At 61.1% G+C, this 22791-nt stretch carries 23 protein-coding genes and 1 pseudogene; 10 read left to right on the forward strand and 14 right to left on the reverse strand.

The window, feature by feature from the left end; genetic code table 11:
• Window positions 1-886: 886 nt before the first annotated feature.
• From PIN01S_RS20510 to PIN01S_RS20535, 6 genes are all read right to left on the reverse strand, one after another.
• Window positions 887-1465 carry a toll/interleukin-1 receptor domain-containing protein gene (locus PIN01S_RS20510; RefSeq protein ID WP_084338428.1) on the reverse strand — a complete coding sequence of 193 codons (579 nt, stop codon included), beginning with the start codon at window positions 1463-1465 and terminating at the stop codon, window positions 887-889.
• Between the two features lie 4 nt (window positions 1466-1469).
• Entirely contained in the window at window positions 1470-1949 is a 480-nt protein-coding gene (locus PIN01S_RS20515; RefSeq protein WP_084338430.1) for a TIR domain-containing protein, read from the reverse strand.
• A 2-nt stretch (window positions 1950-1951) separates the two neighbouring features.
• On the reverse strand, window positions 1952-3397 hold the full coding sequence (locus PIN01S_RS20520; protein WP_084338432.1) for an SIR2 family protein: 1446 nt from the start codon (window positions 3395-3397) through the stop codon (window positions 1952-1954).
• A 40-nt stretch (window positions 3398-3437) separates the two neighbouring features.
• The gene (locus tag PIN01S_RS20525; RefSeq protein ID WP_084338434.1) at window positions 3438-3794 is read right to left on the reverse strand and encodes a hypothetical protein; all 357 of its coding nucleotides are present in this window, start codon (window positions 3792-3794) and stop codon (window positions 3438-3440) included.
• 149 nt (window positions 3795-3943) lie between these two features.
• Complete coding sequence (locus PIN01S_RS20530; RefSeq protein ID WP_084338436.1) at window positions 3944-4843, reverse strand: hypothetical protein; 900 nt, start codon at window positions 4841-4843, stop codon at window positions 3944-3946.
• Window positions 4844-4857: 14 nt separating this feature from the next.
• Entirely contained in the window at window positions 4858-5307 is a 450-nt protein-coding gene (locus PIN01S_RS20535) for a CesT family type III secretion system chaperone (RefSeq protein ID WP_084338438.1), read from the reverse strand.
• Between the two features lie 381 nt (window positions 5308-5688).
• Here PIN01S_RS20535 and PIN01S_RS20540 point away from each other — a divergent pair, with 381 nt between their 5' ends.
• The 3 genes from PIN01S_RS20540 (at window position 5689) to PIN01S_RS20550 (ending at window position 9550) form a co-directional block, all read left to right on the forward strand.
• Window positions 5689-6189, forward strand: coding sequence for a BRO-N domain-containing protein (locus PIN01S_RS20540; protein ID WP_084338440.1), 501 nt, complete (start codon window positions 5689-5691; stop codon window positions 6187-6189).
• A gap of 898 nt (window positions 6190-7087) precedes the next feature.
• Window positions 7088-7603, forward strand: coding sequence for a putative pterin-binding protein (locus PIN01S_RS26805; protein ID WP_084338442.1), 516 nt, complete (start codon window positions 7088-7090; stop codon window positions 7601-7603).
• A 6-nt stretch (window positions 7604-7609) separates the two neighbouring features.
• Window positions 7610-9550: a putative bifunctional diguanylate cyclase/phosphodiesterase gene (locus PIN01S_RS20550; protein WP_084338444.1), complete on the forward strand. Its 1941-nt coding sequence runs from the start codon at window positions 7610-7612 to the stop codon at window positions 9548-9550.
• Window positions 9551-9589: 39 nt separating this feature from the next.
• Here the strand turns inward: PIN01S_RS20550 and PIN01S_RS20555 are convergent, their stop codons facing one another.
• Both PIN01S_RS20555 and PIN01S_RS20560 read right to left on the reverse strand, forming a co-directional pair.
• Entirely contained in the window at window positions 9590-10795 is a 1206-nt protein-coding gene (locus PIN01S_RS20555; protein ID WP_084338447.1) for a type II toxin-antitoxin system HipA family toxin, read from the reverse strand.
• The gene (locus PIN01S_RS20560; RefSeq protein WP_084338449.1) at window positions 10792-11043 is read right to left on the reverse strand and encodes a helix-turn-helix domain-containing protein; all 252 of its coding nucleotides are present in this window, start codon (window positions 11041-11043) and stop codon (window positions 10792-10794) included. Before PIN01S_RS20560 ends, PIN01S_RS20555 begins: the two co-directional genes overlap by 4 nt.
• A gap of 224 nt (window positions 11044-11267) precedes the next feature.
• Here PIN01S_RS20560 and PIN01S_RS20565 point away from each other — a divergent pair, with 224 nt between their 5' ends.
• Complete coding sequence (locus PIN01S_RS20565) at window positions 11268-12857, forward strand: ABC-F family ATPase (RefSeq protein ID WP_084338452.1); 1590 nt, start codon at window positions 11268-11270, stop codon at window positions 12855-12857.
• Window positions 12858-12929: 72 nt separating this feature from the next.
• Here the strand turns inward: PIN01S_RS20565 and PIN01S_RS20570 are convergent, their stop codons facing one another.
• Window positions 12930-13439 carry a DUF1993 domain-containing protein gene (locus tag PIN01S_RS20570; protein WP_084338453.1) on the reverse strand — a complete coding sequence of 170 codons (510 nt, stop codon included), beginning with the start codon at window positions 13437-13439 and terminating at the stop codon, window positions 12930-12932.
• Between the two features lie 38 nt (window positions 13440-13477).
• Window positions 13478-13921, reverse strand: coding sequence for a DUF1294 domain-containing protein (locus tag PIN01S_RS20575; protein WP_084338455.1), 444 nt, complete (start codon window positions 13919-13921; stop codon window positions 13478-13480).
• An 81-nt stretch (window positions 13922-14002) separates the two neighbouring features.
• Between PIN01S_RS20575 and PIN01S_RS20580 the strand changes: the two genes are divergently transcribed.
• Window positions 14003-14350 (forward strand): MmcQ/YjbR family DNA-binding protein, encoded by a 348-nt coding sequence (locus tag PIN01S_RS20580; protein ID WP_084338457.1) that lies wholly within the window; start codon window positions 14003-14005, stop codon window positions 14348-14350.
• A 43-nt stretch (window positions 14351-14393) separates the two neighbouring features.
• Here the strand turns inward: PIN01S_RS20580 and PIN01S_RS20585 are convergent, their stop codons facing one another.
• Complete coding sequence (locus PIN01S_RS20585) at window positions 14394-15224, reverse strand: undecaprenyl-diphosphate phosphatase (protein WP_084338459.1); 831 nt, start codon at window positions 15222-15224, stop codon at window positions 14394-14396.
• 320 nt (window positions 15225-15544) lie between these two features.
• Here PIN01S_RS20585 and PIN01S_RS27655 point away from each other — a divergent pair.
• From PIN01S_RS27655 to PIN01S_RS20605, 5 genes and pseudogenes are all read left to right on the forward strand, one after another.
• Window positions 15545-16231, forward strand: a pseudogene (locus PIN01S_RS27655) (cache domain-containing protein); the annotation flags it as partial.
• Between the two features lie 123 nt (window positions 16232-16354).
• The gene (locus tag PIN01S_RS27660) at window positions 16355-17089 is read left to right on the forward strand and encodes a methyl-accepting chemotaxis protein (RefSeq protein WP_371916558.1); all 735 of its coding nucleotides are present in this window, start codon (window positions 16355-16357) and stop codon (window positions 17087-17089) included.
• Window positions 17090-17215: 126 nt separating this feature from the next.
• Complete coding sequence (locus PIN01S_RS20595) at window positions 17216-17830, forward strand: hypothetical protein (RefSeq protein WP_084338463.1); 615 nt, start codon at window positions 17216-17218, stop codon at window positions 17828-17830.
• 103 nt (window positions 17831-17933) lie between these two features.
• Window positions 17934-18500: a nicotinamide riboside transporter PnuC gene (gene pnuC / locus PIN01S_RS20600; protein WP_084338465.1), complete on the forward strand. Its 567-nt coding sequence runs from the start codon at window positions 17934-17936 to the stop codon at window positions 18498-18500.
• A complete protein-coding gene (locus tag PIN01S_RS20605; protein ID WP_084338467.1) occupies window positions 18497-19024 on the forward strand; it encodes an AAA family ATPase in 528 nt (175 codons plus the stop codon). The genes pnuC and PIN01S_RS20605 overlap by 4 nt, the downstream gene beginning before the upstream one ends.
• Here the strand turns inward: PIN01S_RS20605 and PIN01S_RS20610 are convergent.
• The 3 genes from PIN01S_RS20610 to PIN01S_RS20620 form a co-directional block, all read right to left on the reverse strand.
• Window positions 19010-19483, reverse strand: coding sequence for a DUF3429 domain-containing protein (locus PIN01S_RS20610; protein WP_084338469.1), 474 nt, complete (start codon window positions 19481-19483; stop codon window positions 19010-19012). The genes PIN01S_RS20605 and PIN01S_RS20610 overlap by 15 nt on opposite strands.
• Before the next feature lie 354 nt (window positions 19484-19837).
• Window positions 19838-21103, reverse strand: coding sequence for a sigma-54 dependent transcriptional regulator (locus tag PIN01S_RS20615; protein WP_084338471.1), 1266 nt, complete (start codon window positions 21101-21103; stop codon window positions 19838-19840).
• 105 nt (window positions 21104-21208) lie between these two features.
• A complete protein-coding gene (locus PIN01S_RS20620; RefSeq protein ID WP_090257374.1) occupies window positions 21209-22726 on the reverse strand; it encodes a RimK family ATP-grasp domain-containing protein in 1518 nt (505 codons plus the stop codon).
• Window positions 22727-22791: the final 65 nt, after the last annotated feature.

Below are 22791 nucleotides of genomic sequence, written 5' to 3' on the forward strand. Positions count from 1 at the left end.
GGCAAATCAACTCGCCCCGCCGACCTCCCCACCAACACGCCCCATGGACACCAGCTTGATGGCAAAGACTTCTCGCGGGCACCAACGACCACCCAGGAAGCCGCCCCCGCGTCAGTGCCCATTCCTCACCCAGCCCTGAAACGGCCAGCCCCAACACAACACCCTGAACCCACACCGTTACAACCCCCTCGCTCCTCTGGGGAGAGGGCTGGGGGCGCCCGGCGGAGGGTGAGGGGGCGGAGCCTGATCCCCCGACGTGGGCAAGCGGATGCCATGCGACCCGACAAGCTGATTGATACTCCGACACTGCATGGGCGAACACCTGGCTCCTCTTCTCGCCAATACAGCCGATCAACAGTCATCGACGGAGTACACCCAGCCGCTGCCCCGCCAGAGTAGGCGGACCGATAGCTCAGGGAATTCGACAATGGGGGAACATGGCGGTGGGTGGTAAGCGAACGGTTTGTGGATGGAGCGGTGCCCAGTGGGGAATGTGATCGCTGCGTTGAAGGCTTCAAAACGGTGACGATAGAAACGTTCCCCGTCTTAGGGTCTGTACGAAAAGTCGCCGAGCGAAGGTCAGGCTAGGCAAAAATCGGTGAGGAAGCGGAGTTTACGTGCTGTAAATGAGCATTCCGAGCCGATTTTTAACGACGCATCACCGAGCGCAGGCACTTTTCGTACAGAGCCTAATTTTTATCAAGGCCAGACTGCAGTCTTTTATAGCTGGACGATTTCGACCCGAAGCTGCTGGTGAGAACCGGCAGCAATCGGCCAGAACTGGGCATTAGAGTAAAAAATAAATCTGTCCCCTTTTCTCTGTCCCCTTTTCGCTTTTCGGAAAGTTGGTTGTGATGTAGCTAGGTGGAATGATTCGGGTGTAGGGCTATCGGCTGTAACGTTGCCACGACGGAGCACCGCTCGCAAAGCTCTTGAGATTGCTCCACTGATTGCCTCGGTCCTCCACGAAATGGTACGTGACATAGTTCTCCAGTTTCTTGGTGACAACCGGATACAACCCTAAGTATTCCTGTCCCTCGAAACTCTGGTTCTCCGAGTCCAGCAGCGGAAGGATCGCGACTTGGCCAGGTTTGTGACCATCAAAGAAGCCCAGCTCCCAGGGCATCCACTTTGATCCGGAGGAGTTACCGGTGGCGATATACATCATAGAGCGGGAAGACTTCATGCGCTCCCGCAGGACTGCAGCGGTTTCTTTGCCCACCGAATTTCGGTCCAATTTCTTGTCGACGACCCAATCCACATAGACTTTCAGGCCCTGTTTCTGTAGAAGCAGCATCATTCCCAGAACGAGATCGGAGTCATCAAGGGAGTGAGACAAAAAAATGTCGAACTCCTCGCGAGGTTTGTAGCTTTCCATTGTTGCGGTCAGAACAGCTTGTGCGGTGCGATAACCACGAGCGCCGACCGCAGCAGCACGCGCCTCGCTTTTAGTGAAGAAGGCCATAGTGTTACTTCCAATTAACTAAATTGATGGCGTTTTCGATCCAAGTCGCCAAGTTTTCTTTGATATCACCATAAGCATCGCTGGCCTTTGGCTCATACACCAGTGGTTTGACGACTATGCCGCCACGTCTAAAGGTGAAATTATCGAAGGGATTGGAACCTTTCGAGCTATAGCCATTCCGGGGGCAATTCAGCCGATGGATGTAGACACCTACGACCGGCTTATTGAGTTCCCAAGCACGCTTAATTTCATACTGGACCCATCGGCGTTCGGCTGTCTGACTACCGATCAATACAACGAGGCAGGATTTCCCATTTAGATTTTGGTCAATCCAGTCCTTCACACCTTTCTCAGTACGTTTAATCTGCTCCCAGGTATTGGGACTGACGGGCTCGTCTCCTTCCAATGCCCCCATCTGGCGAATCTGTTGCACTCGCATCACATCGTTTTCGAAGTGAAAGCTATAAAAGACCTTGCGCTTCATCCCTAACCTCCAAGCTTCTTGATGATGGACAGAACTTGCTTCTCGATAGTGTCCCGATCAACTGAAAGATCTGCGAGCTTTGCCACTTCCTTCTCCAGCCAAGGATGCTGGGAAAAGTACTCGGCCGGACTGGCCAACATTTCGTTAGCCAGCTCCTTGGCCATGTAACCGGTGACTCCAATAGGTAACGCAACGACCCCTTTTTCTTGAGCAATAGAAAACTCACTGCGTACGCCATCTGCATTAACGATGGTGCCATCTTTAACCTTATTGCCGAAGACAAATAGGGCAATACCAGAAAGCCCGATCATGCGACTCCTGTATTCTTGCCACAGTTCTCGCAGGTCTTGGCCATTCGAGGCCACCTGCGGAAACGGCCGCATAATAAGTTGATCCTCCGAGTATTTTTCAGGCTTGGAATAGATTGCATCAAGCGCACCATTGATGACTGCGCTACCAATACCCCAGCCAAATCCATTGACAACTCGATAACCTCCTTTCACTAGGGAGGCGGATATGGAATGCATGAAATCCAGGGCATCTTGCTTGCCCCAGGTGCCGTACTCTTCTGCGCTGCCTGATATGAATATGGTTTTCTTGAGAAAGCGACTCTCGATCTCCCTCAGGATGATCGGAATGTCCTCATAGTTGTCAACCAGTAGCGCTTGGATTCCAAATCGCAGCAGTTCGCGAACGTGGTGCTCCTGCCGACGCTGTCGGTACCTCGCAGAGTCAGCGTCTTCCTTCCCTTGTGGCTCTGCAGGCTCCTTGCGAAGAAAGCAGTAATGGGTCCGACGAAAATCATCCGGCACATGTAACCGGCTCAGTACATAGTCAAGGTTAGGGTCCGTGAAGCTGAAGCCGATAAACAGAAATGTCTTAGAAACCAAATCTCCACTGAGGGCCGTTACGAAGGCTTCGTGGGATTTGTGGTATTTCTCATACTGAGCTTTATAAAGGATGGCTGCACCTGGCGAGTACACGTCACCGTGCATTTTGTAGACAACGGCGTCTCGCTTAGGGCGAGTGGTCACGAGATCATCGGTCTTGCGCTTGATATCAGCAACACGGTAGTTCGCTTTGAGGCTGTCCTCAATCAGGGTGTCGTAGTTAGTCGTCCAATATGTCCTGATGGGAAGCCGCGAAACGATATTGTGAGCTTCCGAGGGTTCCGCCTGCTCCGAGAACTCCTCAAGAATTTTCCGAGCTAGGCCGGTCGAGCTGTTCTTCTTGTTGACGTGGTACTGCGCGACAGAAATCAGGTCGTGCTCCAACTCAACCTTGAGACCAAGTTCTTCAACAATCTCGCTGAGCAGCTCGCTCCAATTCACGAAGCCGCAACTTTTAGAAAATCCGGCACCGGCAAATATAGCGGCCACTCCATCATCAAGATCTTTTACGTACGCTCTGATGAACGCTTCAATTTCAGGTGAGAATTGCGCACTCATGATCTACAACCTCCATGTTAAGAAGACTTGGCCACCCACCTCACCAGAAAGGCTTCACCAACCAGTTGTTCAAACTGCTGCCAACTACCCATCCAGGGTCTTGCCGAGTTAGGTGGTGTTGGTACACGGCAAGAGCGGCCGATAACGGAGGCACGGAACCAATCAGCAAGATGGACGGCAACAGCAACTGCCCGAGCTGGGCAAAGGCACAGAAAACCTGCCCGCTCACGAGCGAACTGAATTCATGGAGATCGGTAATCGCGGCCGGTTGGCTGTTGGTGATGGGTTGGAGGGCGAACCAAGCAGCAGCGGCAATCAGCATACTGGCCCACCAGGGCAGGCGGCTGGCGAGATGGAAAAAGTTTTCGGTGGGTGTTGTACTGCGGCGTCTCATCATCCCTGCATCCCTGACTGGCCATCCATTAATTGGCATAGTGCCACTACAGGGACTATAGACGCTGATCTCGATCAGTAAAGTGCCGTTTAGCTGATCGAGCAAAAGCCCCGTGGCGTAAGCCAGTTCGGGGCACAGTGCAGTGGGTGATGTTAACGATCTTCTCTGGGGGGAAGCGCATACTGCATTTCGTCCCGGGCCTGAAGGTAACGATTGAGGTAAACCGAAGGAACGCTGTTGAACGCAGATTTATTCCCATCCGGGTCCTTATAGGTGGTGTACATATTCCGTGTACCCGTTACCTGGTCCCAGACGCTTTCATTGCTCCTGAGCCCTTGGATCAACTTCTGGGCGGCCTCCGGGCCCGCGGCTACTCGCAGCCGCATCTTGGTGAAGCGATTCATCTTGGCGTCATCGAACGGTGGGGTGGAGAGCGCATCGGCCAATTCCTCGGTCATGGGCCGGGGGCCTCCCGGTGGGGTGGTTATCAAACGAATCGGCTCGGTCGGATTGGTCCGCTCTCCGTAGGTGTAGATTTTTTTTAGTCCCTGCCAAGCGTCCACAACCACCGCCTTGTCACCAACCGTCCGGTCCCGCCAATCGCCGGCGATCACGTAATTATGGTCTTCGTTGGACTCTTTAACCTGAAACACCGGCAAGTGCCGGGTTATGTTCTGGAACTCGGCTCCAACCATCCTGCGATGCTCCCCGCAACTTCCTCCCCCGGCCTGTTTGACCCCCTTCAACTCTTCCTCCTCCGAACTCGCACTGCCAACAAGATCCCGCGACATTTTCATACGTGTCCAACTGCGCCCGCCGCTCATCCAAATAGCCGCTTCCTGATTTCCCGGACCATCAGGAAAGGTTTCGTGCCCGGTTTTGAGCAGAATGTCATGGGCGGCTTGCATTGTTTCGAATATTCGAGTCGATACTTTGATGGCTTCACCATTCCGCCTTCCAATCAAAGCATCGAGGCGAGAATCGTTGATATGAGATAGGGGCACGTATTCATTGACGATACCGGATCGGCTCGACGAACCATGAGTGTTCATTCTCTTACCTCCTGTTAACGAGAATTAGTAGATGCCGTCACTGGAGCATGACGAGCATTGCTTTGAAACTTCAACCACTCCCGCATACCTCGAGCCTTTTCAATAAAGGTCTCCACGAGTTTGTAGGCGGTTGCCATATCCAACTCTGGCAAGGCTTGGCGAGTTGAAAGCACGATTTTGTTCGGCGCCTGAGTCATGCCGATTGCAAAGACGGGGTGGGATAAATCGAATACGTTCACCCTCAACAGAGTGCGCAATATTTCAGTAGAACAGTCCTCTGCGACTTCACCCAGCACACTGACCAGGTTCAGATAACCTCGCTGCATTCCAATAAGATGGACCTCCAAATCCTCATTCAACGTCAACACATAGGCCTCATTGTCTTTAGCCTCGATCTGCGAATCGATCCCATATTGTTTGAGCACATGGGATACGAGCAGGTGAAAGGAGCGTTCCGCTTGCATGGCAGCATCCTGTATTTGCGTTTGAGTTGGGCTATCCAAGAGGCTTCTTGTGAGATGAAGTCTGATGGTTAACCACAGACTCTCCGTGGCTTCTGTAGCGGTGTAGTTCCAAACGAATAGGCCCTACCTGCGCCTGTTTTGGCCACGGGACGTGCCTCAAGGAGCGCGCGTGACGGAGTTACCGCTAGCCGGCTCCATGCCTGAATGCCCCTTGTCCTTCCCCCTGCCCCGACCTATCCTGCGCCGGCCACGGTTGTCCGTGGCCGGGTTTGACAGCCCGAACAGTTAGGCGCGATCCGCGCCGAGTAACCGCATATCACTACAGCGCTCTATGGCCGGAATCGCGTGGGTCTTCGTCGAACTACGCAGGAGTCTTTTGCCATGGAAAACGCTTTCTCTCCCCTCACCCTTCACCGCTACGACCGCCCCTTGCGCGGTGTGATGATCGACGGCCAGCCCTGGTTCGCCGCCTGGGATTTCGCCCGGCTGATCGGCCATCGCCACCCCGAGCGCATCGGCCGGATGATGGAGGACGACCAGATTCGCAGCGTGCGTTTCGCCCTGGCCAGCGGCGAGACGGAAGACGTCGAGGTGATCAGCGAGTCCGGCGCCTACCGGGCGCTGTGGCGCTACAACCACCCGGAAAACCGCAGCCTGCGCCGCTGGCTGACGCTGGAGGCGGTGCCGCTGTTGCGCGATGCCCGCGGCACGGGCCCTGCCTGCCCCAAGCGCACGTTGTTGCAGTGGGGTACGCAGCAGATCGGGTTGCTGGAGTGGCAAGGGGTGTTGTGGGTGCCGTTCGATGCGCTGCCGAGGTTCGCGGCGCCGGCTGTGGAGCGGCGGTCGATGCGGCGCGGTTTGCTGGGGCGTTGGGGAAGATGACACGTTCTCGGCAGTAAGGGCGCCCAAGGGCTGGAATCCACGAATTCCGGCCCTTGGAGGGTCATGTAGGGGCGAATTTATTCGCCCAGCCTGCCCTCGACGGGCGAATGAATTCGCCCCTACGAGAGTTCGGCTTTGCCTTTGTGGGGCAGGCTCTGCTCGCGAATGGGCCACGCAAAAGCTTCGCCAGCAGAGCTGGCTCCTACGAAAAGCCACTGTGCCTCAGTCCGTTGTAGGGGCGAATTTATTCGCCCAGCCTGCCCTCGCCGGGCGAATGAATTCGCCCCTACGGGAGTTCGGCTTTGCTTTTGTGGGGCGGGCTCTGCTCGCGAATGGGCCACGCAAAAACTTCGCCAGCAGAGCTGGCTCCTACGAAAAGCCGCTGTGCCTCAGTCCGTTGTAGGGGCGAATTTATTCGCCCAGCCTGCCCTCGACGGGCGAATGAATTCGCCCCTACGAGAGTTCGGCTTTGCCTTTGTGGGGCGGGCTCTGCTCGCGAATGGGCCACGCAAAAGCTTCGCCAGCAGAGCTGGCTCCTACGAAAAGCCACTGTGCCTCAGTCCGTTGTAGGGGCGAATTTATTCGCCCAGCCTGCCCTCGCCGGGCGAATGAATTCGCCCCTACGGGAGTTCGACTTTGCTTTTATAGAGCGAGCTCTGCTCGCGATTTGGCCTCCCCGCAAAAGCTTCGCCAGCAGAGCTGGCTCCTACAGGAGGCCCGGGCGGCCGGGGGTGATTTCCGCCCTTGGATGTATGGAAATTCATACTTCGGCAGGGTAGCCGACGAGCGCGCTCACGTTAATATCATCAAGCCAGTATTATCGAAATGTGACAGGGCTGACCCACTGCCCCGTTACCCGGCCCACCTTCCAGCCCATGCACCCAGCGACGGTCCCCGTATGAGCGCCCTGCCCCGTGTTTTCGCGTGCCTGCTTTTGTTGCCTGCCTTCGTTTCCGCCGCGTTGGCCGATGATCGCTGGCAGAGCCAGCCGGAGGGTCCGGTGATTCTGACGGTGACGGGCCCGTTGGGCTGTTGCCCGGAGGGGGTGGCGTTGTTCGACCAGGCGCGGCTGGATGCGTTGCCGCAGACCCAGGTCAAGACGCTCACACCCTGGACGGAGCAGGTGGATACCTTTGAGGGCGTATCGATCCGCGATCTGCTCGTGCAGCTGCAGGCCAGTGGCCGGTTCATCGAGGCGAAGGCGCTGAACGACTACCACACCCGCTTCGAGGTGCAGACGGTGCTGGATTACCCGGTGATCCTGGCGACGCGGAAGAACGGCGAGCCGATGCCGGTGCGCAACAAGGGGCCGATCTGGATCATCTATCCGCTCAGCGACTTTCCGCCGCTGCGCAAGGAGCTGCATCACCAGGCGATGGTCTGGCAGCTCAAGTCGCTGACTATCGTCGAGTAACCGCCCATGCTGCGTTTGCGCTATCTGTTCCTGACGCTGGTCACCCTCGGCTTCGCCGGTGGGATCGTGGCGTCGCTGGTGCACAATCAGCGCAGCGCGGAGATGAATACGGCACGCATCCAGCTCTCGGCCTGGTCGCTGGCGCAGTTGGAGTTCGAGTACCTGCGGTTCTACGACACGCTGCGCCTGTACCGGGCCGGAGCAGCCAATGCGGAGCGGCTGCGGATGACGTTCGATCTGCTGTGGAATCGCCTGGATGTGTTCCTAACAGGCGAGGAGAACCGCGCGATTCGCCAGCGTTTCGGCGGCGAGGATACGGCGAAGGCGCTGCTCGCGCAGTTGCAGGCGGACGAGACGTTGATCTTCGCGACCGACCTGAAGCCGGGCGCGGGCCTCGATGCGGTGATCGCCCGTTATGCCGGGTTCCAGACGCCGATCCGCGACCTGATGATCCATAACTTCACCGGGCCGGACGCGGCGCACATCGCCGATGAGATCAACCGCCATCATTACCTGACGCAGGTGTTCCTGCTCGGCCTGCTGTTCTGCGGCGGCGCGCTGGCGCTGATGCTGTTCTACGAGGCGCGGCGCAATCACCACATGGCGCGCAACGACGTGTTGACGCAACTGCCCAACCGCTTCCACTTCAAGACCTTGCAGAAGTCCCTCTCCCACCGCCATTGCTGTGCCCTGGCGGTGATCGAGCTGAGCAATTTCCGCGCGGTGAACGAGAACATCAGCCACGATGCGGGGGATCTACTGCTGACGCGGATCGGCGAGATTCTCAACAGCCTGAAGCCGGAAGGCAGCTTCATTGCCCGGGTGGATGGGGACGAGTTCGTGATGACGTTTCCGGATGGCTTCTCCGAGGAGTTGGTGAAGTCGACGCTGAACGGCCTGGCCATCGCCCTGAGTTTCGACTTCCAGAACGACAAGCACCTGTTCCAGGTCGGCACCCGCATCGGGCTCTGTTTCAACCCGGACCGGGCGTTCGATCTGCAGAAGCTCTACCAGTTCGCGACGCTGGCCGTGCGCGAGCAGCGGCTGAGCAAGCGCAACGGGCTGGCGCTGTTCACCGAGGAGATCAACAACCGCTATCTGCGTAGTCAGAGCCTGTTGAGCGACCTCAAGCGCGCCCTGGCGCCGGGGAGCAAGACCGGCAGCGACCTGCTGCTGCACTACCAGCCGATCGTCGCCTGCCATGGCGGGCAGACGGGGGTGGAGGTTCTGCTGCGCTGGCTGCACCCGCAGTTGGGCTACATCTCGCCGCTGGAGGTGGTGGAGCTGGCGGAGAACAACCAGATGGGGCCGCAGCTGGGGCGCTGGGTGCTGCAACGGCTCAAGCGCGACCTGCTGAATATCCCGCCTTCCGTGCGCAATGCGCTGTTCTACTCGGTGAACATCGCGTCGTCGCAGTTCACCCGTGAGTTGCCGGAGCAGCTGCGGGCGTGGCTGGCGGATACGCCGATCCGCGCGGACCAGTTGCAGGTGGAGATGACCGAGTCGATCTCGGTGGCCAATTTCGTCGATGGCTCGCTGATCCTTCGGCGGCTCAACCAACTGGGTATCCAGGTGGCGTTGGACGACTTCGGCACGGGTTATTCGTCGCTCTCGTACCTGAAGGAGCTGAATATCCAGCGGGTGAAGATCGACAAGTCGTTCATCCAGGGCATCGGCCGCAATGCGCAGCAGCAACAGGTAGTGCGCAGCATCATCGATCTCTGCCACACCTTCCATTTCAAGGTGGTGTGCGAAGGCATCGAGGACGAGCGGGATGCCCAGCAGGTGTCCAGCCTGGGCAGCGATTTCGCCCAGGGCTACTGGTATGGCAAGCCGATGCCGATGCAGGCGCTGCTGGTGTGGCTCACCGTTGCGCAGGAGGCGGCAACGCCGAGCTACCCACGTCATGCGCCGGTCGAGGTGCAGCCCGTTCCCCCGGTCGAGTGAGTGTCGGACGAATGACTTCGCCCTATGGGCAGCCGTGTTTCAGCGGGTGAAGGTCTGGGCGAAGCGTTCGGCGCTGCTGCGGATGGCGGCGGTTACCTGAGGGACCTGTTCCGCCAGTGCGATCTGGTCTCGCAGAACGGTTTCGACGGCGAGGAGAAGCCGCTCGATGCGTTCCTGTGGATGGCGGATGTCGCAACGGACGGCGAACTCGAGGATGCCCAGGCGGGAGGCGAACAGGCTCTTGCTGCCGCCGAGTTCCAGTGCCAGGGCGTCGTCCGGAAGGTAGGCGGTGGTGTTGACGATATCGAAAGCCGGGGCCAGCCGCGCGTCCCGTGCCGATGGCTGGCTGTAGAGCAACCCGAAGTTCTTCAGGTGGGCGTCGCCATTGCCGACGATGCAACTCAGGGCGACGCTGTCGAAAAGCTCGCTCAGGGAACGTGCCTGGCTCTCGCCGAAGCAGAACAACCGGACGGCCTTGGCGATCAGCTCATAGCTTTTGCTGTACTTCATGGCCGCCGGCAGCCCCATGAGGGCGGCCATGTCTTCGAAACCGATCGGCTGGCCGCTGTCGTCCCGGTCGAAGCGGCGCATGACGAACATCTGCAGATTGCGCGACAGATAGAACTCAGGCACCGGCAACCCGGCCTGCCTGGCCATGCTCATGCAGAGGAACTCATTGATGGCCAACCCGGGAAATTCGTCGCGCCCGCTCTTGACGATGAGGTCGGAAGTCCGTGCCGTGGCCTTGTCCCGGCTACCCGCCTCCGGCACCAGGACCTTGGGTTGAACCCCGGAAATGCCAGCCCGCAGGATGTAGCGATCGACCAGCTCGGCGAACAGGTTTTCAGTGCCATCCCAGGCGAGGATATCCTCCAGTCGCTCCCCCGGCCCCATGCGCTCCTGCCGTTTCAGCAAGGCATCGACCTGTTCCGATTGCACGGCCAACCGACCGATAGGAGCACTGCTACCGCTCAAGGCAAGCAGCAGCATGGGATCGAGCGGGGTGATCTTGGCCAGGCGATTGCGCAGTTGCTCCAGCAGATAGCCTTCCGGCAGGTTCATCTGGAATACCGGATGCAATTCGCGGGACCGGTATTCCGCCGTTCGCACGGGCATCAGCAAGCTGATGGCACAGTCGCGATGGGCATCGTCGGCGTAGCGGAACAGGTAGTCGTCGCGGTCGAGCAGCACGCTACCGCTCGGCCCCTGGGGCGTCGAGACCGAAAGACGGCCGATGGTACTCATTCGAAGAAGCCCCGGATGTCGTCAAGGGTCGGTAGTTGCGCCGGCACGACCTGCAGCTCGCCCTCCAGGCTGGCGATTACCCGTGTGTAGAAATTCAGCGCCACCGTGCCGTGGCCCTTTTCGATCTCGATCAGCTTCTGGCGGGTAATACCGGCCATTCCAGCCAATTCAGCCTGGGTCAACCCACGCTTGAGGCGTAGCTGGCGGATTTCAGCACCGAAGCGTTCGTTGATGAGCTGATAATCCATGTCATGCAAACCTTACATTCAATCTTCAATGTAATGTATGTGCGACATCGTGGATTTGTCAAAGATCGGGTCGGGCCGTGCCCATGGGAGGAAGGTCGCGGACCGCTCCCGTCGGAGACTGGGGCGAAACGCTGTCGATCTGCCGTCATCCGCACTACAATGCGCGGCTCTTTTTGCCTCGTGCCGGCCGTTCCAGGCCGCGCCCTCTTCCGCAGGACACGCTTTTGATTTCCACCGCCAATATCACCATGCAGTTCGGCGCCAAGCCGCTGTTCGAGAACGTTTCCGTCAAATTCGGCAACGGCAACCGCTACGGCCTGATCGGCGCCAATGGCTGCGGCAAGTCGACCTTCATGAAGATTCTCGGCGGCGAGCTGGAGCCGTCCGGCGGCCAAGTGATGCTGGAGCCGAACGTGCGCCTCGGCAAGCTGCGCCAGGATCAGTTCGCCTATGAAGACTTTTCGGTGATCGACACCGTGATCATGGGCCACACCGAGCTGTGGGAGGTGAAGGCCGAGCGCGACCGCATCTACTCGCTGCCGGAGATGAGCGAGGACGACGGCATGAAGGTCGCCGAGCTGGAGGTGCAGTTCGCCGAGTACGACGGCTACACCGCCGAGTCCCGCGCCGGCGAGCTGCTGCTCGGCCTGGGCATTCCGCTGGAGCAGCATTTCGGCCCGATGAGCGCGGTGGCGCCCGGCTGGAAGCTGCGCGTGCTGCTGGCCCAGGCACTGTTTTCCGACCCGGAAGTGCTGTTGCTGGACGAACCGACCAACCACCTGGACATCAATACCATCCGCTGGCTGGAGTCGGTGCTCACGGCGCGCAACAGCACCATGATCATCATTTCCCACGACCGCCACTTCCTGAACAGTGTGTGCACGCACATGGCGGACCTGGATTACGGCGAGCTGCGCCTGTTCCCCGGCAACTACGACGAGTACATGACCGCGGCGACCCAGGCCCGCGAGCGCCTGCTGGCGGACAACGCCAAGAAGAAGGCGCAGATCGCCGAGCTGCAGACCTTCGTCAGCCGCTTCTCGGCCAACGCCTCCAAGGCCAAGCAGGCCACCAGCCGCGCCCGGCAGATCGACAAGATCCAGTTGGAAGAAGTGAAGCCCTCCAGCCGGGTCAGTCCGTTCATCCGCTTCGAGCAGTACAAGAAGCTGCATCGCCAGGCGGTGACGCTGGAGCGCATCAGCCAGGGCTATGACGGAACTCCGCTGTTCAAGAACCTCAGCCTGCAGATCGAGGCCGGCGAGCGCGTGGCGATCATCGGCCCCAACGGGATCGGCAAGACCACCCTGCTGCGCACCCTGGTCGACGAGATGCCGCCGCTGGCCGGCGAGGTGAAGTGGACCGAGAGCGCCGACGTGGGCTATTTCGCCCAGGACCACGCCGAGGATTTCGCCGACGACATGACCCTGTTCGACTGGATGGCCCAGTGGACTCAGGGCGGCGAGCAACTGGTGCGCGGCACGCTGGGCCGCATGCTGTTCTCCAACGACGAAATCAAGAAGTCGGTAAAGGTGATTTCCGGTGGCGAGCAGGGCCGGATGCTGTTCGGCAAGCTGATTTTGAAGAAGCCCAACGTGCTGGTGATGGACGAGCCGACCAACCACTTGGACATGGAGTCCATCGAGGCGCTGAACCTGGCGCTGGAGAACTATCCGGGCACGCTAATCTTCGTCAGCCACGACCGCGAGTTCGTCAGTTCCCTGGCGACGCGCATCATCGAGCTGTCGGAAAACGGCGTGACCGACTTCAGCGGTACCTATGACGACTACCTGCGCAGCCAGGGCGTGATTGTCTGAGGTTCGCCCCCGCTATGCGGGGCTTTTTGTTTGGCCAGGCGAAGGGCGAATTTCGCCCTTACGCGCCCCGGCTCAGGACGGCCTGCCGAGGAAGTCCATCTTGCCAATGTCCAGGCCGTTGTGGCGGAGGATGGCGTAGGCGGTGGTGACGTGGAACATGAAGTTGGGCAAGGCGAAGGCGAGCAGGTAGTTCTGGCCGTCGAATTTCAGTTCGATGCTGGGGAACGTCAGGGTGATCGGCTTGCCCTCGCTGCCGTCGATCTGTTCGGCCGTCACGCTCTTGAGGAAGCTCTGGGTCTTGTCCAGGCGGGCCTGGAGCTCAGCGAAAGTGGTCTCGGTATCCGGGTAGCTAGGGTTCTCGACGCCAGCCAGGCGCGCGGCGCAGCCCTTGGCGGTGTCGGTGGCGATCTGCACCTGGCGCGCCAGCGGCAGCATGTCCGGCGCCAGGCGGGCGTTGATCAGTACGTTCGGGTCGATCTTCTTCGCCTCGGCGTAGGCAACCGCCTTGTCGAGAATCTGCGCAAGGTTGCCCAGCATCCGCTGGAACACCGGAATCGAGGCTTGGTACATGGAGAGTGGCATGGACGTGCTCCAAGGTTGAGGGGAAGTGCGACAGGAGACTAGCCGATAAATCGCTGGACGAAAGTGCTGCCAAACACGGCGCGTAAGTAGAGGTAGTCGATCCAGATGGCCTGGTGCAACGCGACGATGATCCAGAACGGAACCTGGAAGGACGGTTTGCGGGTCTTGTGGCGGAACGCCTGTTGGGCGAGCAAGGCGCCCGGCCAGCCGCCGAGCAGTTCGGCGAGGTGCAGGGTGCTTTCCGGGGTGCGCCAGTGGCCGTTGCGGGCACTGTGCTTGTCGCGCCAGTAGAGGAAGAAAGCGACCGGGCTGGCGAGCCCATAGAGCAGCGCGGGCCAAAATGTACCCTTGGCCAGCCAGAGTTGCAGACAACCCCAGAGCGGCAACGTGCAGAGTACCGCCAGGGCCAGCAGCTTGAGGCGGGCGTTGCGGATGCCTTCGTTGCGCGTGGAGCGTCGTGGCCGTTGGTTGCGGTCGATCATGAATCCGTCCCTCTTTCGAGTCCGTCCCTGTGGCATGCTTGGCGCCGGTCCAACGCCCCACCGCGAGAAAGGAGACCCGCCATGAATGCCGACGACGTTGCCGCTTTCTGCCTGAGCCTGCCCGGCGCCCGGGAAGACCTGAAATGGGGCGGTGTCCGGGTGTTTTCCGTGGCCGGGAACAAGATGTTCGCCGTGCTCGACTTCATGGGCGAAGGACTGGGCTTCAAAGTGGACAAGGAGCTTTTCCTCGGTTTCTGCGACCGTCCGGGTATCCATCCCGCGCCTTACCTGGCACGGGCCCAGTGGGTCCGGATGGAACCGCCCTACCCGCTCGGCGATCAGGAGCTGCGCGAGTTGCTGACCTGCTCCCACCAGTTGGTGGTGGGCAAATTGCCCAAGCGCCAGCGCATGGGGTTGTTGTTGGATTAGCGCGGTACCGGGCGAATGAATTCGCCCGCCTCTCCCCTTGCGATCAATCCACCGCCGTGGACCAGTCGATCACACCCAACTGCCAGGTCGCCAGGATCAGCAGGCCGAAGGCGATCCGGTACCAGGCGAAGGTCGCGTAGCTGTGGCTGCCGATGAACTTGAGCAGGGCCCGCACCGCCAGCATGGCGAAGATGAAGGCAGTGACGAAGCCGATGGCGAACACGCCGAAGTCGCCCGGCTGGAACAGTTCACGGTGCTTGTAGCCGGAATAGACCGCCGCGCCGACCATGGTCGGCATTGCCAGGAAGAAGGAAAACTCGGTGGCCGCCTTGCGCGACAGGCCGAACAGCAGCCCACCGATGATGGTCGCGCCGGAGCGCGAAGTGCCGGGGATCAGCGCCAGGCACTGGGCACAGCCGACCTTCAGGGCGTCCTGCCAGCGCATGTCGTCCACCGTTTCGGCACGGACGCGGTGCTCCCGGCGCTCGGCCCAGAGCATGATCACGCCACCGACCACCAGCGCCGCCGCCACGGTGATGGGGTTGAACAGGTAGTGCTGGATCAGATCGGCGAAGGTGACGCCCAGCACCACCGCCGGGAAGAACGCGACCATCAGGTTGACCGTGAAGCGCTGCGCCTGGCGCTCGGTGGGCAGGCCGATCACCACGTCGAGAATCTTGCGGCGGTATTCCCAGATCACCGCGAGGATGGCGCCGAGCTGGATGATGATGTTGAAGGCCTTGGCCCGCTCGCCGCCGAAGCCGATGAGATCAGCGACGATGATCTGGTGGCCGGTGCTGGAGACCGGCAGGAATTCGGTCAGTCCCTCGACGATGCCCAGAATCAGCGCCTGAGCGGCAGTCCAAAGATCCATCAATCCTCCCATGGGGGTGCAAAACATCATCGAAACGCGTGAGCGTGCTTCAGGGGGCGGGCCCGGCGAACGCATCGCCTGGCCGACAGGCGGCAAAAACGGCAGGAAAAATAACCGGCGGGCGCTCAGGTTTACCGTTTTGCGGCCGAAATGCTAACAGACAGGCGTCCGCGCCGCAGCTCTCCCGTCGAACCTCGACGGGATTACGCATAAGAATGATCGGAGCCCCCATGAGTAGTCTTCGCAACCTGCCCATCAACCGCCGCCTGTGGCTGATCCTGGCGCTCGCCATCCTGATGCTGTTCATTCTCGGCGTGATGATGCTGCGGCAGATCCACACCGATCTGTACCTGGCCAAGGAGGAAAAGACCCAGCACGTGGTGGAAAGCGCGGCGGGCATCCTCCGTTACTACCACGGCCTCGAGCAGGCCGGCGGCCTGAGCCGGGAGGACGCGCAGAAGCAGGCGATGGAGTTGATCCGTGGGCTGCGCTACGACAAGGACGATTATTTCTGGATCAACGACCTCGCCCCGCGCATGGTCATGCACCCGACCAATCCGAAGCTGGAAGGCCAGGACCTCTCGGGCATCAAGGACCCGGACGGCAAGGCGTTGTTCAATGAGATGGTGCGGGTCGCCAAGAGCCAGGGCGCCGGCATGGTCGACTACCGCTGGCCGAAGCCGGGCAGCAGCGATCCGGTGCCGAAGATTTCCTATGTCGAGCTGTTCCAGCCGTGGGGTTGGATCATCGGTTCGGGCGTGTATGTGGATGACCTGCAAGCCGAGTTCCGCCAGCAGGCACTGAAGGCGACCGGTGTCGGCATCGCCATCGTGGTGGTGATGGCGCTGCTGCTCGGCGTCATCGTACGCAGCATCACCCGCCCCTTGCAGGAGGCGGTGCACGCCATGGCCGACATCGCCAGCGGCGAAGGCGACCTGACCCGCAACCTCGACCCGCAGGGCCAGGACGAACTGAGTGCCCTGGCCAGCCACTTCAATGCCTTCACCGACAAACTGCGCCGGGTGATCCAGCAATCCCTGCAAGCAGCCGGTACGCTCGACCAGGCCGCCCGCTCGCTGGGCGGGGTCGCCGGCGACGCGCTGCAGCACAGCCAGCAGCAATCGCAGCAGATGGAGCTGGTGGCCACGGCGATCAACGAGGTCACCTACGGCGTGCAGGACGTGGCGAAAAACGCCGAGCACGCGGCCAGTGAGGTCCGTGCCGCCGAGGAACAGGCACGGCACGGCCAGCAGAACATCGACACCAGCCTGCGGCAGATCGACCAGTTGTCCGCCACCATCGACCAGGCCGTGCAGGTGATCCAGTCCCTCGCCCAGGAAAGCACCCAGATCGGCAGCGTCCTGGAAGTGATCCGCTCCATCGCCGAACAGACCAACCTGCTCGCCCTGAACGCGGCCATCGAGGCGGCACGGGCCGGCGAGCAGGGACGCGGCTTCGCCGTGGTGGCCGACGAGGTACGCCTGCTGGCCCAACGTACCCAGCAGTCCACCGCGGAAATCCACTCGATGATCGAACGCCTGCAAACCAACTCCGAAGCGGCGGTGAAAGTGATCCACGACAGCAGCCGCGCATCCCAGGCCACGGTCGAGCAGGCCAGCCAGGCCGGCGAGAGCCTGACGCAGATCGCCCAGGCGCTGCGCAACCTCAGCGGGCTGAACGCTTCCATTGCCAGTGCTACGCTGCAACAAGCGCATGTGGTCGAAGACATCAACCAGAACGTGACCCAGGCCGCCGGGCTGGCGCACAACAACGCACTGGCGGCCGAGCAGTCCAGTTCGGCCAGCCAGAACCTCAATCAACTGGCCGAACAACTGAATCGGCTCTTGGGTCAATTCCGCGTATGAGATAGGCTCTGCCGGCATTTTCCCCCGAGGGGGCGAAAGTGCCGGTGAAGCAGGTGGGACGGGTATTCCGGCTCGTGATATCCGTCACAAAAGACGGATGAAGCGTATCAACAGAAAGAGCCCTGAATGAGCAGTATGGAACATCAGGAAGTCGACCTCAGCCGGCCTCAGAATCAGGACCTGGTCTGGGACCTGGACAGCATCGCCCGTCGCGAACTCGCCGAGCGCTTCATCCGGCTGTTCGAGAATCGCCTGTGCGTCTACTCCGAATCGGTGCGCCAGCTCTATACCAATTACAACCTGCACTTTCCGTCCGACCTCGGTCGCAAGATGGTGGTGCTGCCCAACCCCTATGCCTTCCATGACACCCTGCACGGCATCGAGTCCTCCGCCGTGCGCCAGACCGGCCTGTGCGTGCTGCCCGGCCAGGTCGCGGGCAAACCGGGCCTGCTGCTGACCACCCAGGCCAAGGCAGGCGGACCGACCCCGAAGACCATGCCGTTCAAGCAGGCCCTGGCACAGATCATCAGCAACCAGAAGAAGATCGGCGACGTGTTCCTGCCGATCCTGATGAAGGGCGACCTGCGCGAATTCGACCAACGCACGCCCTACCTGCACCTGCACCGCCTGCAGGTGCACAAGCTCACCCACCTGTCCGAATTCGAACGCGACGACATCCAGGACACCATCACCCGCAAGCTGTTGCTGCTCTATCGCCAGGCCGACAGCCTGGTGTGCTGAGGCGCGATCCGGGCGGGGCGCGCTCGAAGGATTCGCGCCTGTAGAGGCTGATCGTTACAATCGCGTGTTTTTCCGCCCTCCCCGCCGAACCTGGATTTTCCGTATGTCCGCACTCGAACTCTTCGCTGCCGCCCTCGGCGTGCTGGCCGTCTGGCTTACCGTCCGGCAGAACCCCTGGTGCTGGCCGATCGGGCTGGTGATGGTGCTGCTGTATAGCTGGATCTTCTTCGAGGTGAAGCTGTATTCGGACATGCTGTTGCAACTGGTCTACGCCGTGCTGCAACTCTACGGCTGGTGGCAATGGACCCGAGGCGGCGACGCGCACCGGGGCCGCGAGGTCAGCCGCTTGAGCGCTGGCGGGCTTGCCTTCAGCCTTGCTCTTGGTGCCGTCGGCAGCCTGGGCCTGGGTTACCTGATGGCCACCTACACCGACGCAGCCCAGCCCTGGCTGGATGCCACCCTGACCGCCTTCAGCCTGGTGGCCCAGGCCTGGATGGCGCAGAAGCGCCTGGAATGCTGGCCGCTGTGGCTGGTGCTGGATGTGCTGTTCGTCGGCCTGTTCGTCTACAAGGCGCTGTACCTGACCGCCGGGCTCTATGCCCTCTTCACGCTGCTGGCGGTCCAAGGCTGGCTGGCTTGGCGACGTGACCCGGCGCTGGCGACGGCATGAAGGTCCTGGTGCTCACCGGGCCGGAGTCCAGCGGCAAAAGCTGGTTGGCCGGGGAACTGCAGGACGCCTTTGGCGGCGTGGTGGTCGGTGAGTACGTGCGCCATTTCATCGAGCGCGAGGCTCGCGATACCTGCTACGCGGATATCCCCGCCATCGCCCGGGGCCAACTGGAGTGGGAAGACCACGCCCGCCTGGCCGCCCCGCCGCTGCTGATCCTGGATACCCATCTGCTCAGCAACCTGCTGTGGAGCCAGGCGCTGTTCGGCGACTGCCCGGCCTGGATCGAGGAAGCCCTGCTGACGCGCCGCTACGACTTGCACCTGCTGCTCGCCGCCGATGGCGTGCCCTGGGTCGCCGACGGCCAGCGCTGCCAGCCGGATCTCGACGCCCGCCGGGCTTTCCAGCAGGCCTGCCGGGACTGGCTGGAGCAACGCCGCCAGCCCTTCGTCGAAATCGGCGGGGATTGGGAGGAACGCCGGCAGTGTGCGCTGCGCGTTGTCGGGGATTGGTTAGTCGCCCGGTAGCAACACACTGGCCCAGGCCAGTAACAGACACAGCACCACGATGATGGTCAGTGGCTTGCGTAGGGCCGGATACCAGCGCGGCGCCAAGCCAATGGACACGGCATGGACATCCGCCAGGTAGAGTCCGACGAAGGCCACCAGGAACACCGGCAGGGCCAGCGCCACCGGTAAGCCGCTGGCCACCGCGGCCCAGCCGAGCATCGGCGGGATGACCGATAGCCCGAGCTGTATCCGGGCATGCTCGTCGGTTTCCCTGGCACGCATCGCCAGCCCCCAGTGGATCGCCCCCATGAAGGCCAGGGTCACGGCCGAGTAATCCAACAAGGCAGCCATCACCATCGGCCGCCAGCCGACCGGAATCACCCAGATGCCGAGGGCGCCGCTGACGAAGGGGATCAACCCGGCATAGCCGAGCAGGAGGGCCAGTTGGTGGGGATCTTTGGCTTCGAATGGATGCATTGCGAACTCCTGAACCATCTAGTCCGCAGGTTAGCAGGCGCGGTGGTATCCGCCCATGCGCCGAAAGGTGTGTTTCAGTGGAAACATGACTTTGGAGCGCTACGCGGGGTGACGGCCCAAGTTTCGCCTAGGACGCCAATGGGCGAATGAATTCGCCCCTACGCACGGTCCGCTTGCAGGCGAAGCCTCTCCGCGGTTCCATTTCGCGAGCAGAGCTCGCTCCTACAAGTGCCCGGACCTCCGCGAAGGCCTGCGACGTGCCGAATCGTAGGAGCCAGCTCTGCTGGCGAAGCCAGGTCACGCCTCATCCGTGATCAAAACCCTTACAAAGGCAACACCCCCATGGATGGCCCCTCAAAGCAACTGATGCTTGTGCAACAACCGATAGAACGTCGGCCGGGATATCCCCAGCATGCGCGCGGCTAGGCTGAGGTTGTTGCTGTAGCGGGTCAGCGCATCGCAGAGGGCCTGGTATTCCGCGCGCCGCTTGTAGTCTTCCAGGGTGCCGAGCAGGCCGATGCCAGGCAGGCCGCCCTCCAGGCCGAGGTCGTTGGCCTCGATGGTGTCGTCGGCCAGGGCGAAGCCGCGGCGTACCCGCGTGGCCAGTTCGCGCACATTGCCCGGCCAGTGGTAGCGGGCCATGGCAGCCAGTGCCCGATCGCTGAACGTCGGCGGATGCCGTCCGCTGTCCGCCCCGTAGAGCGCCAGGAAATGCGTGGCGAGCAAGGCGATGTCGCCCTGACGCTTGCGCAAGGGTGCGATGTCGACCGTCTGCTGCCCCAGCCAGCCGAACAGCCCGGCATCGAACCGACCCTGGGTCACGGCCTCGTGCAGGCTGCTCCGCGTCGTCGCCAGGATACGGACATCGGCCCGCCCGCGGCGCGGCATGCTCAGCCGCTCGAACAGGGCCTGCTGGACGGCCAAAGGCATCGCGCCGATGTCGTCGAGCAGCAGCGTTCCACTCCGGGCGGCGAAGAGCCGGCCCTGGTCGTCACCGCTACCGAACAGGATCTGGTCCAGGCGCTCTTGCGGGAAGGCCGCGCAATCGACCACCACGAAAGGTCCACCCACCCGGCGGGAGTGGCGATGCAGGACACGGGCGGCCAATGTCTTGCCGGTGCCGCTCTCGCCCTGGATCAGCACCGGTACATCGCCCGGTCCGAGCTTGGCGAGCTGCTTGCGCAAGCCACGCAATGCCCGGCTATGGCCGATCAGTTCCTGCTCGTGCAGGCGGCTGAGCCCTCGTAACCGGACCAGGCTCATGGCATGGCCCAGGCTCTGCTGGAACAGCAGCGGATCGCCCGGCAGGGCATAGCCGTCGAAGAACCATTCGCCAATGAAGTCGTTGACGCCGGGGGCCGGCAGCAACTCGGGATCGAACACCGTCATCCATTCCGTGCCGCTCTGGCTGATCAGCGCCCTGATGCTGCCCAGGTGGGAAAGGTGCTCCGGGCGCAGGCAGAGCAGGCCGATTTCGTAGCCCGCCGTAGGCGCCGAATCCAGCTCGCAGCGCTCGATGCCCCAGGCACAAGCGCCCAGTGCTTCCAGCAGCGGCTCGCACTCATCGTCCGGATCGACTACCAGTACGCGTCGAGAGGTAGGGGTTACTGCTTCCAACATGCTCCATCCTTGACGCCATTTTTTTGAAACTTTCAATAAAAACAAACGCTTGGCGTGGCTGGATGTAACACTAGCAATATTTTTGACGCGTTATGAATCAATTCGCTATAGGGTCAATGCCGTTTGGTTCTCGGACCAGGGCTGCCCCTGGCGCTTGAGTTCCAGGCGGCGGACGAACTCCATCAGGATGATGGCGTAGAGTTCGTCCTGCAGGTGGGCGTCTTCGATGCCGGCATCGACGTTGGGGTTGTCGTTCACTTCGATGACCACCACCTTGCCATTTGCCTGCTTGAGGTCGACGCCGTAGAGGCCGTCGCCGATCAGGTTGGCGGTTTCCACGGCCAGCTCGATCACCTCCGGCGGCACCTGTTCCACCGGCAGCGTGGTGAAGTCCCCGCTGGACTCCTCAGCATCTGGGCTATGGTCGTAGATCTGCCAGTGCCCCTTGGACATAAAGTACTTGCAGGCGAAGATCGGCTTGCGGTTGAGAATGCCGATGCGCCAGTCGTACTCGGTGTAGAAGAACTCCTGGGCCAGCAGCAATACCGAATGCTCGAACAGCTCTTCGCTGACCTTGAGCAAGGCGGCCTGGTCCTCCACCTTGATCACCCCGCGCGAAAAGCTGCCATCGGGAATCTTCAGCACCAGAGGGAAGCCCAGGCGCTCACCGACGCGTTCCAGCTCCAGCGGGCGGTCCTTATAGAGAATCTCGGTCGCCGGCATCCCCAGCTTGTGTGCCCGCAACAGGTCAGTGAGATAGACCTTGTTGGTGCAGCGCAGGATCGATGCGGGGTCGTCGATCACCACCAGCCCTTCGCTTTCCGCCTTCTTGGCGAAACGGTAGGTATGATCGCCGACACTGGTGGTTTCGCGGATGAACAGCGCGTCGTATTCGGCCAGGCGGGCATAGTCCTTCTTCTCGATCAGGTCGACTTCGATGCCCAGGCGTTTGCCGACGCGGATGAAGTTCTTCAGGGCCTTGGTGTTGGAAGGCGGCAGCTCTTCCTCGGGGTTGTGCAGGATCGCCAGATCGAAACGCACCAGGCGCCGCGACCGGGGTTTGCGCCAGATCTTCCGGCTGAAGTTGTCCAGCGCATTGGCGAACAGGTCCTCTTGGTCCTCGCGCAGCTTGTGCAAGGCGCCCGGTTTGATTCCGGTGATGTGCCAACTGTCGTTGCGGCGGAACTCCACCAGCAGCAGCGGACAGGGGAAGGCCTCGAACAACTGTCGCGCCAGTTCCTGCAGCGGCTCGATGTCGGTGCGGCCGAAATAGAGCGTCAGGGTGAAGCCGTCGGTGCTGCCGAACGGGTGATCGGCCAGAGCCTTGTCCAACGTCCGGTCCAGATCCTCCAGGGCCAGGCTGTAAAGCGCCTTGCGCGCCAGTTCGCTGATGGTGCGTACCGAGGGGATGACCCGGTGACCGCGCGCCTCGGCCAGCAGCGAGCAGTAGTAACCGTGGCCGAGGTACTTGTAGTTGCGGCACAGGTTGATCACCTGCACACGCTTGCCGCTATCGTCTTCGTTGGGTTGCTCCAGGTATTCCTGGACGGTGATGACATCTTCGCTGGGGTAATAGGAGGTCCAGTCCTCTTTGCGTTCGACGACGATGGCCAGTCTGCTCACGATGTTTTCCCACTCCCCGCAGGCACGCCTGCCGTCCACCTCAATCATAGTGCGGCCTTGCTGAG

Origin of the sequence: Pseudomonas indica NBRC 103045 (assembly GCF_002091635.1) — a bacterium.
GTDB lineage: Bacteria > Pseudomonadota > Gammaproteobacteria > Pseudomonadales > Pseudomonadaceae > Pseudomonas_M > Pseudomonas_M indica.

What these genes read in the sequence shown, in the direction of transcription:
- PIN01S_RS20530 (WP_084338436.1), bottom strand. Translation starts at nt 4,843, where the DNA reads ATGAACACTCATGGTTCGTCGAGCCGATCCGGTATCGTCAATGAATAC.
- PIN01S_RS20535 (WP_084338438.1), bottom strand. Translation starts at nt 5,307, where the DNA reads ATGCAAGCGGAACGCTCCTTTCACCTGCTCGTATCCCATGTGCTCAAA.
- PIN01S_RS20540 (WP_084338440.1), top strand. Translation starts at nt 5,689, where the DNA reads ATGGAAAACGCTTTCTCTCCCCTCACCCTTCACCGCTACGACCGCCCC.
- PIN01S_RS20560 (WP_084338449.1), bottom strand. Translation starts at nt 11,043, where the DNA reads ATGGATTATCAGCTCATCAACGAACGCTTCGGTGCTGAAATCCGCCAG.
- PIN01S_RS20595 (WP_084338463.1), top strand. Translation starts at nt 17,216, where the DNA reads ATGAGCAGTATGGAACATCAGGAAGTCGACCTCAGCCGGCCTCAGAAT.
- PIN01S_RS27660 (WP_371916558.1), top strand. Translation starts at nt 16,355, where the DNA reads ATGGAGCTGGTGGCCACGGCGATCAACGAGGTCACCTACGGCGTGCAG.
- PIN01S_RS20525 (WP_084338434.1), bottom strand. Translation starts at nt 3,794, where the DNA reads ATGATGAGACGCCGCAGTACAACACCCACCGAAAACTTTTTCCATCTC.
- PIN01S_RS20555 (WP_084338447.1), bottom strand. Translation starts at nt 10,795, where the DNA reads ATGAGTACCATCGGCCGTCTTTCGGTCTCGACGCCCCAGGGGCCGAGC.
- PIN01S_RS20515 (WP_084338430.1), bottom strand. Translation starts at nt 1,949, where the DNA reads ATGAAGCGCAAGGTCTTTTATAGCTTTCACTTCGAAAACGATGTGATG.
- PIN01S_RS26805 (WP_084338442.1), top strand. Translation starts at nt 7,088, where the DNA reads ATGAGCGCCCTGCCCCGTGTTTTCGCGTGCCTGCTTTTGTTGCCTGCC.
- PIN01S_RS20510 (WP_084338428.1), bottom strand. Translation starts at nt 1,465, where the DNA reads ATGGCCTTCTTCACTAAAAGCGAGGCGCGTGCTGCTGCGGTCGGCGCT.
- PIN01S_RS20575 (WP_084338455.1), bottom strand. Translation starts at nt 13,921, where the DNA reads ATGATCGACCGCAACCAACGGCCACGACGCTCCACGCGCAACGAAGGC.
- PIN01S_RS20550 (WP_084338444.1), top strand. Translation starts at nt 7,610, where the DNA reads ATGCTGCGTTTGCGCTATCTGTTCCTGACGCTGGTCACCCTCGGCTTC.
- PIN01S_RS20605 (WP_084338467.1), top strand. Translation starts at nt 18,497, where the DNA reads ATGAAGGTCCTGGTGCTCACCGGGCCGGAGTCCAGCGGCAAAAGCTGG.
- PIN01S_RS20615 (WP_084338471.1), bottom strand. Translation starts at nt 21,103, where the DNA reads ATGTTGGAAGCAGTAACCCCTACCTCTCGACGCGTACTGGTAGTCGAT.
- pnuC (WP_084338465.1), top strand. Translation starts at nt 17,934, where the DNA reads ATGTCCGCACTCGAACTCTTCGCTGCCGCCCTCGGCGTGCTGGCCGTC.
- PIN01S_RS20580 (WP_084338457.1), top strand. Translation starts at nt 14,003, where the DNA reads ATGAATGCCGACGACGTTGCCGCTTTCTGCCTGAGCCTGCCCGGCGCC.
- PIN01S_RS20585 (WP_084338459.1), bottom strand. Translation starts at nt 15,224, where the DNA reads ATGGATCTTTGGACTGCCGCTCAGGCGCTGATTCTGGGCATCGTCGAG.
- PIN01S_RS20610 (WP_084338469.1), bottom strand. Translation starts at nt 19,483, where the DNA reads ATGCATCCATTCGAAGCCAAAGATCCCCACCAACTGGCCCTCCTGCTC.
- PIN01S_RS20570 (WP_084338453.1), bottom strand. Translation starts at nt 13,439, where the DNA reads ATGCCACTCTCCATGTACCAAGCCTCGATTCCGGTGTTCCAGCGGATG.
- PIN01S_RS20520 (WP_084338432.1), bottom strand. Translation starts at nt 3,397, where the DNA reads ATGAGTGCGCAATTCTCACCTGAAATTGAAGCGTTCATCAGAGCGTAC.